Source organism: Streptomyces sp. NPDC090119 (assembly GCF_044747085.1).
GTDB lineage: Bacteria > Actinomycetota > Actinomycetes > Streptomycetales > Streptomycetaceae > Streptomyces.
On record NZ_JBIVDK010000002.1, the window covers coordinates 807,116 to 820,434 of the forward strand.

The 13,319-nt window shown below is 72.6% G+C and carries 13 protein-coding genes; 7 read left to right on the forward strand and 6 right to left on the reverse strand.

Annotation, left to right across the window (positions count from 1 at the left end; translation table 11 throughout):
• Positions 1 to 49 precede the first annotated feature (49 nt).
• Complete coding sequence (locus ACIPPM_RS11055) at positions 50 to 544, reverse strand: DUF1203 domain-containing protein (RefSeq protein ID WP_401445719.1); 495 nt, start codon at positions 542 to 544, stop codon at positions 50 to 52.
• A 112-nt stretch (positions 545 to 656) separates the two neighbouring features.
• Here ACIPPM_RS11055 and pepN point away from each other — a divergent pair, with 112 nt between their 5' ends.
• Together pepN and ACIPPM_RS11065 are read left to right on the forward strand one after the other, a co-directional pair.
• The gene (pepN, locus tag ACIPPM_RS11060) at positions 657 to 3,227 is read left to right on the forward strand and encodes an aminopeptidase N (RefSeq protein ID WP_401445721.1); all 2,571 of its coding nucleotides are present in this window, start codon (positions 657 to 659) and stop codon (positions 3,225 to 3,227) included.
• A gap of 138 nt (positions 3,228 to 3,365) precedes the next feature.
• The gene (locus ACIPPM_RS11065; RefSeq protein ID WP_401445722.1) at positions 3,366 to 3,899 is read left to right on the forward strand and encodes an NUDIX hydrolase; all 534 of its coding nucleotides are present in this window, start codon (positions 3,366 to 3,368) and stop codon (positions 3,897 to 3,899) included.
• On the opposite strand, the gene ACIPPM_RS11070 is transcribed toward ACIPPM_RS11065, so the two are convergent.
• Positions 3,877 to 5,223, reverse strand: a complete 1,347-nt coding sequence (locus tag ACIPPM_RS11070) for a helix-turn-helix domain-containing protein (protein ID WP_401445723.1) — start codon at positions 5,221 to 5,223, stop codon at positions 3,877 to 3,879. The two genes, ACIPPM_RS11065 and ACIPPM_RS11070, sit on opposite strands and share 23 nt — an antisense overlap.
• Before the next feature lie 356 nt (positions 5,224 to 5,579).
• Here ACIPPM_RS11070 and ACIPPM_RS11075 point away from each other — a divergent pair, with 356 nt between their 5' ends.
• From ACIPPM_RS11075 to ACIPPM_RS11085, 3 genes are all read left to right on the forward strand, one after another.
• Positions 5,580 to 5,876: a hypothetical protein gene (locus ACIPPM_RS11075; protein ID WP_401445724.1), complete on the forward strand. Its 297-nt coding sequence runs from the start codon at positions 5,580 to 5,582 to the stop codon at positions 5,874 to 5,876.
• A 288-nt stretch (positions 5,877 to 6,164) separates the two neighbouring features.
• Positions 6,165 to 6,950, forward strand: coding sequence for an XRE family transcriptional regulator (locus ACIPPM_RS11080; RefSeq protein WP_401445725.1), 786 nt, complete (start codon positions 6,165 to 6,167; stop codon positions 6,948 to 6,950).
• 21 nt (positions 6,951 to 6,971) lie between these two features.
• The gene (locus tag ACIPPM_RS11085; RefSeq protein ID WP_401445727.1) at positions 6,972 to 7,514 is read left to right on the forward strand and encodes a GntR family transcriptional regulator; all 543 of its coding nucleotides are present in this window, start codon (positions 6,972 to 6,974) and stop codon (positions 7,512 to 7,514) included.
• On the opposite strand, the gene ACIPPM_RS11090 is transcribed toward ACIPPM_RS11085, so the two are convergent.
• From ACIPPM_RS11090 to ACIPPM_RS11105, 4 genes are all read right to left on the reverse strand, one after another.
• Positions 7,502 to 8,926, reverse strand: a complete 1,425-nt coding sequence (locus ACIPPM_RS11090; protein ID WP_401445728.1) for an FAD-dependent monooxygenase — start codon at positions 8,924 to 8,926, stop codon at positions 7,502 to 7,504. The two genes, ACIPPM_RS11085 and ACIPPM_RS11090, sit on opposite strands and share 13 nt — an antisense overlap.
• Before the next feature lie 106 nt (positions 8,927 to 9,032).
• On the reverse strand, positions 9,033 to 9,272 hold the full coding sequence (locus ACIPPM_RS11095; protein ID WP_401445730.1) for a hypothetical protein: 240 nt from the start codon (positions 9,270 to 9,272) through the stop codon (positions 9,033 to 9,035).
• A 72-nt stretch (positions 9,273 to 9,344) separates the two neighbouring features.
• The gene (gene malQ / locus ACIPPM_RS11100) at positions 9,345 to 11,447 is read right to left on the reverse strand and encodes a 4-alpha-glucanotransferase (protein ID WP_401445731.1); all 2,103 of its coding nucleotides are present in this window, start codon (positions 11,445 to 11,447) and stop codon (positions 9,345 to 9,347) included.
• Positions 11,448 to 11,675 (reverse strand): hypothetical protein, encoded by a 228-nt coding sequence (locus tag ACIPPM_RS11105; RefSeq protein ID WP_393598710.1) that lies wholly within the window; start codon positions 11,673 to 11,675, stop codon positions 11,448 to 11,450. It abuts the gene before it with no gap.
• Between the two features lie 154 nt (positions 11,676 to 11,829).
• Here ACIPPM_RS11105 and ACIPPM_RS11110 point away from each other — a divergent pair, with 154 nt between their 5' ends.
• Positions 11,830 to 12,399: an RNA polymerase sigma factor gene (locus tag ACIPPM_RS11110; RefSeq protein ID WP_401445732.1), complete on the forward strand. Its 570-nt coding sequence runs from the start codon at positions 11,830 to 11,832 to the stop codon at positions 12,397 to 12,399.
• Complete coding sequence (locus ACIPPM_RS11115) at positions 12,396 to 13,259, forward strand: zf-HC2 domain-containing protein (protein WP_401445734.1); 864 nt, start codon at positions 12,396 to 12,398, stop codon at positions 13,257 to 13,259. The genes ACIPPM_RS11110 and ACIPPM_RS11115 overlap by 4 nt, the downstream gene beginning before the upstream one ends.
• The last annotated feature ends 60 nt before the right edge of the window (positions 13,260 to 13,319 follow it).

Consider the following 13,319-nt stretch of genomic DNA (forward strand, 5'->3'; position numbering starts at 1 on the left):
GTCTGCTTTCGGGAGGGGGCGCGTGCCGGCTCGGTGCGCGCCCCCTTCGTCATGCCCTGCGCACCTCGTACAGGAAGCAGCCGTACTCCACCGCCCGGACGAGCACCAGCGCCACCTCCGGGTCGGTGAACGCCTCGGTCAGTGCACCCTCGAAGTCCTCGGGCGGGGTGACCAGGCGGCCGCCGAGGATGTGGCCGTCGTGGGAGTAGCGGCGCAGGACGCGGTGGGCGTCGGTGAAGGCGAGCCCGCCGTCGGGCGCCGGTCCGCCGCAGGGGTCGGCGTGGATGAACACCGGGCCCTGCTCGTCGTACGCGCCGGGTTCGGCACCGGTCTCCGCCGCCCAGCGGCGCAGGGGCGCGTAGGAGACCAGGGCGATCCGCTCGCCCGCTTCGCTCCTGCGCAGACAGCAGCGCAGCGGGGCGCCGCCCTCCGTATCAGTGACGGCCGTTATCGGGCGTCCGGCGTCGTCCGACGCCCGCAGTTCCGCGAGGACCTGGTCCGCGATGGCGCGCGCGGTGTGACGGGTGGTGGCGTGTGTCGTCATGTGTCCCAGACTGGTCCCGCGAGGGCCCGGTGACCGGCGGGATAAGGACATCGCGTTCGCGGATCTCCCGTGGAAGGATGGCGCAACCCACACATAACGAGGAGATGACCGCGTGCCTGGCACAAACCTGACTCGGGAAGAGGCGCAGCAGCGGGCTGAGCTGCTCACCGTGGACTCGTACGAGATCGATCTCGACCTCTCCGGTGCGCAGGAGGGCGGCACCTTCCGGTCCGTGACCACGGTGCGCTTCGACGTGGCCGAGTCCGGCGCCGAGTCCTTCATCGACCTGGTCGCACCGGCCGTGCGCGAGGTGACGCTGAACGGGGACGCGCTGGACCCGGCGGAGGTCTTCAAGGAGTCGCGGATCGCGCTGCCCGGTCTGCTCGACGGCCGCAACATCCTGCGGGTGGTGGCCGACTGCGCGTACACCAACACCGGTGAGGGTCTGCACCGGTTCGTGGACCCGGTCGACGAACAGGCGTACCTGTACACGCAGTTCGAGGTGCCGGACGCGCGGCGCGTGTTCGCCAACTTCGAGCAGCCGGACCTCAAGGCGACGTTCCGCTTCACGGTGACGGCGCCCGAGGGCTGGACGGTGATCTCCAACTCCCCGACGCCGGAACCCAAGGACAACGTCTGGGCGTTCGCGCCGACCCCGCGCATCTCGTCGTACATCACGGCGCTGATCGTGGGCCCGTACCACTCGGTGCACAGCGTGTACGAGAAGGACGGGCAGTCCGTGCCGCTCGGCATCTACTGCCGTCCCTCGCTCGCGGAGTTCCTCGACTCCGACGCGATCTTCGACGTCACCCGGCAGGGCTTCGACTGGTTCCAGGAGAAGTTCGACTACGCGTACCCCTTCGAGAAGTACGACCAGCTGTTCGTACCGGAGTTCAACGCGGGTGCGATGGAGAACGCGGGCGCGGTGACCATCCGCGACCAGTACGTCTTCCGGTCCAAGGTGACCGACGCGGCGTACGAGGTGCGGGCGGAGACGATCCTGCACGAGCTGGCGCACATGTGGTTCGGCGACCTGGTCACCATGGAGTGGTGGAACGACCTGTGGCTGAACGAGTCGTTCGCCACCTTCACCTCCATCGCCTGCCAGGCGTCGGCGCCGGGCTCGAAGTGGCCGCACTCGTGGACCACGTTCGCCAACTCGATGAAGACGTGGGCGTACCGCCAGGACCAGCTGCCGTCCACGCACCCGATCATGGCGGACATCCGCGACCTGGACGACGTGCTGGTCAACTTCGACGGCATCACGTACGCCAAGGGCGCCTCGGTGCTGAAGCAGCTCGTGGCGTACGTCGGTGAGGACGAGTTCTTCCGGGGCGTGCAGGCGTACTTCAAGCGGCACGCGTTCGGCAACACGCGCCTGTCCGACCTGCTGGGCGCGCTGGAGGAGACCTCCGGGCGCGATCTGAAGACCTGGTCGAAGGCGTGGCTGGAGACGGCCGGGATCAACATCCTCCGTCCCGAGCTGGAGACCGGCGCGGACGGTGTCATCACCTCCTTCGCGGTCCGCCAGGAGGCCCCCGCGCTCCCGGCCGGTGCCAAGGGCGAGCCGACGCTGCGCCCGCACCGCATCGCGATCGGCCTGTACGACCTGGACGATGCGGGCAAGCTGGTCCGGGTCAAGCGGGTCGAGCTGGACGTGGACGGCGAGCTGACGGCCGTGCCCGAGCTGACCGGCGTCCGCCGTCCGGCCGTGATCCTGCTCAACGACGACGACCTGTCGTACGCGAAGGTCCGCCTGGACGAGGAGTCCCTCGCGGCCGTCACCGAGCACCTCGGTGACTTCACGGAGTCGCTGCCGCGCGCGCTGAGCTGGGCGTCCGCGTGGGACATGACCCGTGACGGCGAGCTGGCCACCCGTGACTACCTCTCGCTGGTGCTGTCCGGCATCGGCAAGGAGTCCGACATCGGTGTCGTGCAGTCCCTGCACCGGCAGGCCAAGCTGGCGATCGACCTGTACGCCGACCCGGCGGCCCGCGAGACCCTGCTGACCCGCTGGACCGAGGCGACCCTCGCCCACCTGCGCACCGCCGCGCCGGGCAGCGACCACCAGCTGGCCTGGGCCCGCGCGTTCGCGGCGACGGCCCGTACGCCGGAGCAGCTCGACCTCCTGGAGGCGCTGCTCGACGGTTCGCAGACCGTCGAGGGCCTCGCCGTCGACACCGAGCTGCGCTGGGCGTTCGTGGAGCGCCTCGCCGCGGTGGGCCGGTTCGACGAGGCGGAGATCGCGACGGAGTACGAGCGCGACCGTACCGCCGCCGGTGAGCGTCACGCGGCCACCGCCCGCGCGGCCCGCCCGACGGCCGAGGCGAAGGCCGAGGCGTGGGCGTCGGTCGTCGAGTCCGACAAGCTGCCCAACGCGGTCCAGGAGGCCGTCATCGGCGGCTTCGTCCAGACCGACCAGCGCGAACTCCTCGCCCCCTACACGGACCGCTACTTCGACTCCGTGAAGACGGCCTGGGACTCCCGCTCCCACGAGATGGCCCAGCAGATCGCGGTCGGCCTCTACCCGTCGGTCCAGGTCTCCGAGGAGACCCTCCGCGCGACGGACGCCTGGCTGACGGCCGTAGAACCCACTCCGGCGTTGCGCCGCCTGATCTCCGAGTCCCGCGCGGGCGTGGAGCGGGCGCTGAAGGCGCAGCGGGCGGACGCGGCTTCGGCGTAGCTCGGCTGAGGTAGGCATGGGGCGCCCGGCGTTGTGCCGGGCGCCCCCTTTCGTCACCCTGACACGAACCGGCTCGAACCTAGCCGAAGTCAGCCGCTTCTCTGCGATCCTGAAGGCCGATCGAGAGGGGCCGCAGCGATGCAGTGGAAGATCCACGGGGAACGCCCGATCTATGAGAACAGGTGGGTCAACCTGTGGCTCACCGATGTGGAGACGCCGGACGGCAACCGCTGGGAGCACCACGTCGTCAAGCTCCGGCACCTGGCCGTGGCCGCCGTGGTCAACCAGCGCCGCGAGGTGCTGATGATGTGGCGGCACCGCTTCATCACGGACACCTGGGCGTGGGAACTGCCCATGGGCCTGGTCGAGGAGGGCGAAACCCCCGCCGAAGCGGCCGCCCGTGAGGTCCTGGAGGAGACGGGCTGGCGACCCGGCCCGATGAAGCCCCTGATCTACGCCGAACCCGCCAACGGCATCACCGACTCCCAACACCACGTCTTCCGAGCCGACGGAGCGACACACGTGGGCCCGCCGATCGAGAAGAACGAGTCGGACCGCATCGAATGGGTCCCCCTTGCCGACATCCGGGGCATGATCGACCGCCGAGAGATCGTCAGCAGCGGCTCCCTGGTCGGCCTGCTCTACGTACTCATGGACGAGTCACTCCGCTGACCTGCCTGGGCAGAACTTCCCTGAGCCGGGACTCGAACGCCACGGCGACTGGTTCCCGGCGATGGGGCTCCAACTGCTCGCAGAACTCCCGGAGGTGGCCGACGACTCGCTGCGAGCCGACGGCCACCGTGGGAGCCAGGGCGTCCATGGCCGTGTGGCACGCCTCATCGAGCTTGCCGCACTGGAGCTGGATACGGGCGAGCCAGAAGGAATGGAAGGCGCGGCCCCGGTGGTTCGACCGGTACTCGTGCCGGAGCGCGTTCTCCACGATGGGCTCAGCTTCCGCAGCTTCGCCCAGGCGTCCGTGCGCGATGCCGGTGTCCACCATCAGCTTCGGCTCGTCGAAGTAGGCGACCCACGCAGGATCCGGATCGCCCGCACTGATCAGCTCGAACTGGCGATGCGCTGCCGAGATCGCGGCATGGGTGGCGATGTGGTTCCCCAGTGTGGCGTGGGCGAACGCTTCGCGCGTAGCGAGCATGGCCAGCACGCGCGGTGTCGTCCCCCTGGCTCCTCGCACTTGGTCCTGGGCGGCGCTGACGAGGGCGAGAGCGTCCCCGGGTTTGTCCTGGTACGTGGCCTGAAGACTCATGCAGGCCAGGACATTGGCCATGAGCTGACAGTCGTCGACGGCTTTGGCCAGGCCGAGGGCTTCGGTGAAGTACGCGCGAGCCTGGTGGTACTGGCGTGCGTCGAAGTAGGTCCAGCCGGTGAGCCGGGCCAGCTCCGCGGCGACACTGTGCAGACCGTCCCGCATGGGCGTGGGCCGCTGCTCCCTGAGGAGACCCACGACGTACCGGAGTTGCCCGACGATTGCCGGCCGTAAGGCCTCGCCGCCGTGCTCGTCGTCCCGGCGCCAGTAGTCCGTGATGGACGAGTGGAGGGCCTCCAGCGTGGACGGGCTCATGTCCCGCTCCGACGCGAGCGCGAGGATGCTGTCGACGTCCGCGCCGGGCAGTCCTGCGGCCGGGTGAACGCCGAAAGGGTGCGGGTCCTCGGGTCGTTCGCGCAAAGTGACGGCCGGAATCTCCGGGGTCTCCCACGATCGCCGGGCCAGGCCGAGCATGTGGCCGGGGATGCGCAGTCCGTCCGCGATGCGTTCGATCACGTCCATGTGCAGCAGGTGCCGCCGCCCTGCCATCACTTCTCCCACCCGGCTGGGAGTGAGGTCGCACCGCCGCGCGATCGTCGACGGATAGATGCCCGCACGCACCTTCACCAGGTGAAAGACGTGGGCGAAGTCCCTGGCCCGGCACGCCCCGATCATCGCCGGGTCCGTGAGAAGGCTGACCGGGAGTTCCTTCGAACCTGGTGGCTGGGGCATCGGGCACGCTCCGGCATGAGCACTACGGATCGTTGGTCATGATGAACCGAGGGTGATCGTACCCAAGTTGGGTAACCCACTGGGCCTTTCTGGTGGAGCCAGCGGATCGCGATGCTCCTGACCATGGCGAACGGACAGGACAACGTACGAATGACGCTACGGGTCTCCCTCGACTCGGGCCGAACTTGGGGCCCACGCACCGAGGTACGTGTGGGCAAGGACCCGGTGCCACCGGACAACCCCGGCAGGTTCCCGCCGTGTGCGTGCCGTCGTTGCGCGGCGCGGACCTCCGTCGGCTCCCTGAGGATGATGCCGTGATGCGGTGCGCACACTGGCGCCGAGTGCCACTGCGCCTGATGAGGGAAGCACAGGAGAACTGGTCGGCCGACTACGTGGACGCGGCGTCGCAGTGCCAGTTGGCCGCACACGACCACGGCGAGCACTACGGCCTCCTCGACGACTCCGGTGAGCGTGGCACCGCGCTGTGGCTCCGCTGGAACGGAAGGTCCGAGGTGGGACTGTTCACCCTCCCGGACTGCCCGACCGTCACCCGGGGCCCCGCCAGCGAGGGCTGCTGCCTGTTCGCCCACCACACCGGGCAGCACTCCTGGGAGGAGGGCGCAGACACGATCGACGCCCGGCAGGCGGACTAGCTCGTCTACGGTAGGCAGGCACGCCCCGTTCGGCGATGAGGGAGATGACCCGGTGCGACGCCGAAAGCTCCTGGCGGGACTGGCCGGAGCCACCGCCGGTGCGGTGCTCGGGCCGTTTGCCGATGCTCAAGCCTCGGCGGGGCCGAGCCTGGCAGGGCTGGAAGACCTCCTGGTTCCCCGGCCCCTTGGTCACCCCTGGGACCAGGACCCCACCCCGGCAACAGTCACCACGGCCGTGGACGCCTCTCGGGCCGACTTCAGTGCCGCCGATATACCGCCCTCGCCCAGATGCTCCCCGGCCGGATCGCCCTGGCCCAAGCTCTCGGCGACCCGGTGCGGGCCACGACCGCCGTCGCGGAGCTATACACCACCGCAGCCCGCCTGTGCATCAAGCTCGGTGAGGACGGTATGGCCGCCGTCACCGCCGACCGGGCCCTCACCGCGGCCCTCGGCGGCGCGGACGCGCTCACCGTCGCCGAAGCCCACCGCATGGTCTCCTCCGCCTGGCGCCGCCAAGGGCACTTCGCACGCGCCACCGATGTCGCCGTCACCGCCGCCCAGCACCTGACCACGGACCGCTCCACCGACCGCACCAACCGGCTCTCCGTCCAGGGCAACCTGTACGCCACCGCCGCCTACACCGCGGCGAAGCAGGGCGACCGTCACACTGCGCAGGCCCTCATCGCCGAGGCCGAGGCCACCGCCGGGCAACTCGGCGGCGACGCCCTGCTGCGCGGCACCGTCTTCGGGCCCAGCCAGGTTCTTCTCCATCGGGTGTCGGTCAGCTATTTGCTCGGTGACGCGGGCCAGGCCATCGAGCACGCCCGTAGGATCGACCCGGCCGCGTTGCCCACCGCCGAACGCCGGGCCCGGTACTGGATCGACGTCGCCCGTGCCTTCGACCAGTGGGGCAAGCCCAACCGCTGCTACCGGGCGCTTCTGGCCGCCGAGCAGGCGGCGCCGCAGGAGGTCCGCCGTGGCTCCGTCCAGAGCATGGCCGCCACCCTGCTGCGGCATGACCGCGTCCTCCCCGGCGTACGGGCGTTCGCTCAACGCGCGGGCGCCGTCGCATAGCCACGTGACTCAGGAGGACACATGAGCGACAGCACTTGGACCAGCACGTCGATGCCGTATCTGACGCCGCGGGAGCGGGGGCAGGCCGATGCCTGGGGTGCGGAGGCGGCGGCGCGGGGCGGGAAGGGCGGCCAGCGGATCGTGCATGCCGGGGAGGTCCCCGCATCGGACGAGGTGGCCGGGCTGCTGGGGGTGGCTCCTGGGGAAGACGTCGTCGTGCGACGGCGGGTCATCGAACTGGACGGCCTGCCGGTCGAGTTGACCGACACCTACTACCCGGCCGCCATCGCTCGGGGCACCCGTCTCGCCGAGCGGGGCAAGATTCCCGGCGGGGCGGTGACGCTGCTCGCCGAACTCGGTCATCGTGGCGTCCGGGTGCGCGAGGACGTGACGGCCCGGATGCCCGGTCCGGACGAGCGCGAGACCCTGCGCCTGGACACCGGCGAGCCCGTCATGCGGCTGAGCAGGGTCACCTTCGACGACACCGACCGGCCCATCCAGGCGGACCTGATGGTGATGCCCGCCCACCGGCAGCGGCTTCGCTACGAGATTCAGGTCGGGTGAACGGGCGCCCCTACATAACCAACTAGGGCTTCCTCCAACGCCCTTGGAGACGGCGACTTCGCCGACCAAGCGATGTAGCCGTCCGGGCGGATCAGGAGGGTCTGCGGGCCCGCCCACTGCGAGGTGGTGAGGTGGGGGCGGCTCGTGGACTCGAACGGGGTCTGGGTCAGGAGGACGAAGTTGCCTGTGCGCAGGGCCTCGTAGAGGCGGGTTCCACCCGGCAAGGGGATGTCCGGGGCTCGTTTTCCGGTCAGGGGGCCGGGGCCGTAGGAGTAGCCCAGGCCCGTCACCTGGTGCATCGCCTTACGGCGCAGGGCGGGGAAGTGGGTCACCAGGGTCGTCAGGGCGGACCGAAGTCCCCGCGTCCAGGGGCGGTTCGCCATGGCCAGGCGGATCAGGGCGCCGCTGCTGCGCAGGACCGTGCGGCCCACCGGGTGGCGTTCGGCGGAGTAGGTGTCCAGGAGGGACGCGTCCGCGCGGCCGGACAGCACCGCGGCCAGTTTCCAGCTCAGGTTCGCCGCGTCCTGGAGGCCCGTGTTCATGCCCTGGCCGCCCGCCGGGGAGTGGACGTGGGCGGCGTCACCGGCCAGGAAGACCCGGCCCGCCCGGTACGACGGCGCCTGGCGTTCGTCGCTGTGGAAGCGGGACAGCCAGCGGGGGTCGCGCATGCCGTAGTCGCGGCCGAGAGCGGTGCGGACGATGTCCTGGATCTCGGGGAGGTCGAGCGGCGCGTCGTCGGGGACGTCGTGCGAGCGGTGCCAGCCGACGACCCGGTGGTAGCCGTCGCCGAAGGGGATCAGCAGGGCGAAGGCGTCGCCCGTCGTGCCCGCCGTGAGCAGGTCGGGCGGGTCCTCGGTGAGGCGTACGTCCGCGAGGACGACCGAGCGGATGACCGACCTTCCGGGGAAGGGCAGGCCCACCGCCTCCCGTACCGCGCTGCGCATCCCGTCCGTCCCCACCACGTACGCGGCCCGCAGCGGCTCCATGCCCCGTCCGAGGACCGTCACCCCGGACGCGTCCTGGGTCAGCGCGGTCACCTCGGCCTCGTGGACGAACTCGGCGCCCGCCTCCCGCGCCCGGCGCTCCAGTACCCGTTCCACCTCGTACTGCGGGATCACCAGGACGTGCGGGAAGCGGGTGGGGAGTTCGGCGAGGTCGAGGGTGAGGCCGTCGAAGAGGCCGAGCCGGGTCATGGGGTGGCCGAGGGACTCGAGTTCGTCGGCGAGGCCCCGCATGTCGAGCTGCTCCAGCGTGCGGGCGTGCAGCGCGAAGGCGCGGGTGAGGTTGCTGATGCCGGGCGGGCGTTTCTCCAGCACGGTGACCGGGACCCCGGCTTCCGCCAGGTCACCGGCGAGGAGCAGTCCGGTCGGGCCGCAGCCCACTACGACGACGCCGGTGGTGGTGCCTGCCATCCGCGGCTCCTCGGGGGAACGGGGAAACAAGTACGCCGGGGGCGCCGTCCAGCCCCGCGCGAGGCGGGCGGACCGGCGCCCCCGGCGGGCGGGACCGTGGGGTCCGTCAGTTCTTGGAGGAGGACGGCCGCGACTTGTCCAGCACCATCACCAGACCGGCGATGAGGACGAACAGGCCGAGCGGGATCAGCACGTAGAGGCCGACGGTCTCCCAGGCGGAGAGACCGACACCGGGGTCGTCGCCGTCGTCGCGGGTGATCGCGAGCGCGGGGGACGACATGAGCAGCATCATCAGCGTCGTGCCGGCCGCCAGGGCTCCGGCGCGCAGTGCGTTCTTCTTGTCCACGTTCCCCAAGTTAGCGAACTGCCGTACGGGCCGCGCGTCCGGGGTGCCCGTACGCGCGGCCCCTGCGGGCTCTCAGGGCCCGCTGTGCCCCAGCCCCGCCCGCACCGAGGCCAGCAGCGCCCCCAGCCTCGGGGACGCGGTCAGCTCCTCCAGCGGCACCGGACGCCCCTGGGGGTCGGACACCGGCAGGCGCCAGTTCGGGTACTGGTCCCAGGTGCCGGGCACGTTCTGCGGGCGCCGGTCCCCGATGCCGTCCGGGAGCCAGACGCCGACCAGCCGGGCCGGGGTGCGCAGCAGGAACCGGTGGAAGCCCTGGATCTCGGCCTCCTCGTCGCTGCCGGGCAGCCCGGCGGCCGGGGTGTCCAGCAGGCCGAGGCTGCCGAGCAGGGCCAGCCACTCGGCGGTGTCCGCGACCGCGTCCGCCCGTTCGTCGGCGCCGGACTTGATGAGCAGGCCGAGCTTCTCGCGCAGGTCGACGTGTTCGCCGGTGAGCCGGGCCGCCGTGGGCGGCAGGTCGTGGGTGGTGGCGGTGGCCAGGCAGTCCTCGCGCCAGCCCTCGGGGGGCAGCGGGCGGCCGTCGCCGGTCCAGTCCCGCTCGAACCACAGCACGGAGGTGCCCAGCACCCCGCGCCGCTGGAGCGTCTCCCGTACGCCGGGCTCGACGGTGCCCAGGTCCTCGCCGATGACCAGCGCGCCCGCGCGGGACGCCTCCAGGGCGAGCAGGGCGAGCATCGCCTCGGCGTCGTAGCGGACGTAGGTGCCGTCGGTGGGCGGGCTGCCCTCGGGGACCCACCAGAGCCGGAACAGGCCCATCACGTGGTCGATGCGCAGCGCGCCCGCGTAGCGGAACAGGGCGCGCAGCAGCTGGCGGTAGGGGGCGTGGCCGGACTCGGCGAGCCGGTCGGGGCGCCAGGGCGGCAGGCCCCAGTCCTGGCCGCGCGCGTTGAAGGCGTCGGGCGGGGCGCCGACCGACATCCCGGCGGCGAAGTGGTCCTGCTGGGACCAGGCGTCGGCGCCGACCGGATGCACGCCGACCGCGAGGTCGTGCACGATCCCGATGGGCATCCCGGCCTCCTCAGCGGCCCGCTGGGCGGCGCGGAGCTGCCCGTCGGTGAGCCAGGCGAGCCGGGTGTGGAACTCGACCCGGTCGGCGAGCCGGGCGCGGGCGCGCGCGGTGTCCGCGGAGCGGGGGTCGCGCAGCGGCTCGGGCCAGGTCCGCCAGTCGGGGCCGTGCTCCTCGGCGAGGGCGTACCAGGTGGCGTGGTCCTCCAGCGCCTGGCCCTCCTCCGCGCGGAAGGCGTCGTACGCGGCCTGCCGGCCGGGGCCGAGCGGGAGCCGTACGACCTGTTCCAGTGCCTGGCGCTTCAGCTCCCACACCGCGTCGCGGTCGATGAGGGCGCCCTTGTCGAGCACGTCGGCGCGCAGCCGCTCGGCCCGCTCGCGCAAGCCGGGGTTCAGCTCGGTGTAGGCGTACTCCGGGATGTCCTCGACGCGCAGGTGCACCGGGTCGGGGAAGCGCCGGGAGGAGGGGCGGTACGGGGAGGGGTCGGTGGGGGCGCCGGGTACGGCCGCGTGCAACGGGTTGACCTGCACGAATCCGGCGCCGTGGGTGCGTCCGGCCCAGGCGGCCAGCTCGGCGAGGTCCCCGAGGTCGCCCATGCCCCAGGAGCGGTGCGAGAGCACCGAGTAGAGCTGGGCGAGCAGGCCGTAGGAGCGGCCCGTGGGGGCCGGGAGGCGCTCGGGGGCGACGATGAGATGGGCGTGGCCGGTGCGTCCGTCGGGCGCGGTGGCGGTGACGTGGTGGACGCCGGTGGGCAGGTCGTCGATGCCGGTGTGCCGCTCGCCCTGCTCGGTGTCGATCTCGAGCCGGGTGCCGGGCGGCAGGACCTCGAAGGGGTCGGGGAGGGCGGGCGTGCCGGTGCCCGCGACGGGCTGGCCGGTCCAGCGGACCACGGTGGGCGGCAGCAGCCGCTCCCGCAGTTCGCGCTCCCGCTCGGCGAGCGCGGCGCGGACGGCGGCCGGGGTGCTCGCGTCGATGTCCAGGGCGGCCAGGGCGGCGGTCACGGCGGCGGCGGGCACCGCGACGACGATCTCCGGGGCGGGGCTGTACGAGGTGGCGACGCCGTGCAGCTCCGCGAGCGCGCGCAGCTCTTCGTCCTCCAGCGCCGGGGCCATCTACTCGGCCGGGCCGAAGCGGACCGGGACGGGGTCGGCGTCACCGGTGAGCGGGACGATCTCGGCGAGCGGGGGCTCGCTGGTCAGCGGCTCGGCGCCGGGCAGCGGGGGCTCGCTGGTGAGCGGGGCCTCCACGCAGGCGCTCTCCGCGCTGAACGCGCAGTCGGCGGGCGTCTCCGCCTCGGGTTTCCACTGGGCGGGCAGGAACAGGTGAACCGCTGCGGCCACGAGAGCCTCCTTTGTCACGGGGTGTCACGGGGGGCGGGTGCGTTTTGCCGGATTACCCAGCCCTACCCAGAGACGCGGAGGCCACGCCCGCGCGCGGGAGTGATCCATCGCTCGGGGGCGGGGCGATAGAGGGGGTGTGAGACTGTTCCGCCCCATGGGGGGCCACCGGGAGAAGAGCGACGGTGCGCTGTTGCGGGCCGTCGCGGCGGGCGACCAGGCGGCGCTGGCCGACCTGTACGACCGGCACGCGGGGTGGCTGCACGCCCGGCTGGCCCGGCGCTGCGCCGATCCGGAGGTGGTCCGGGAGGTGCTCCAGGACACCTTCGTCACGGTGTGGCGTTCGGCCGCCGCGCACCGGGGCGAGGAGGCGGGCGGCTGGCTGTGGACGATCGCGGCCCGGCGCCTGGTCGACGCCCACCGCGCCCAGGAGCGGGCCGCGCGGACCGTGCCGGAGCCGGAGGCGGCCGCCCTCGCGCCGTCCGCGGAGGACCGGGTGCTGGCCGCTCTGGAGTACGGCGATGTCGGCACCGCCCTGGACCGGATCTCCCCCGAGCTGCGCGAGGTGCTGCGCGCGACGGTGGTGGACGGCCTGACCACCCGTGAGGCGGCCCGGCTGCTCGGCATACCCGAGGGCACGGTCAAGTCCCGCGCCCGGCGTGCCCGTACCGAACTACGGGCCGCGCTGGCCCAGTTGAACCCGTCCCCGCTGGGAGGCCCGGCATGAGCAAGCAGTGGCACGTGGGCGACGCCCTGGCCGCCCGGTACGCCGACGGCTCCCTGCCGGAGCCGGACGCCTGGTCCCTGGAGAAGCACCTGGAGACCTGCACGGGGTGCGCGTCCCGTGTCTCGGAGGCGGTGCGCGGGACGGCGGCGGGCCCGGTGCTCATGGACGTACGGGCCGCGGTGCTGGCCGCCGCCGTGCCGGAGGTGGCGCCGGTCGCCGTACGGGGGTCGGCGACCGGCGCCACCCGGTTCAGCAGGCTGCTGTGGGCGGTGGGGCCCGCCGTGCGCGGTGCCTGGTCGGCGGCCCTGCTGCTGGTGGCCGGGGCCGCGCTGCTGCTGGGCCACCTCGGCGGCGCCCCGGAGGCGCACACCCTGCTGCTGGCCTTCGCCCCGGTGGTGCCTGTGGCCGGGGTCGCCCTGTCCTACGGCCCGCACGCCGACCCGCTGTACGAGCTGACCGCCTCCACACCGGGCGGCGGCCTCCGGCTGGCCCTGACCCGGACAGCGGCCGTGCTCGGGGTGAGCCTGCCGGTGCTGACCCTCACCGGGCTGCTGCTGCCCGCCTCCGGCGTCCCGGCCGCCGCCGCGTGGCTGCTGCCGGGGCTGGCGCTGACGCTGGCCACCCTGGCGCTGGGCCCGCTCACCGGATTCCGTACCGCGTCCGCCCTGACGGCGGGCGGCTGGCTGTGCGCGGTGGTGGCGCCCGCGCCCGGGGCCCCGGCGGACCAGGTCCTCACCCGGCTCACCGAGCGGCTGGCCTGGTGCCTGGACGGCGCCCCGGCCCAGTCCGCGTGGGCGGCCGCGGTCGCCCTGGGCGCCCTGCTGCTGGCGGCCCGCCGCAGCGCCTACGACCGCGTTTGAGCACGTACGACCGCACTTGATCGCGTACGACCGCACTTGATACAGACCTCTGGGGGTTTC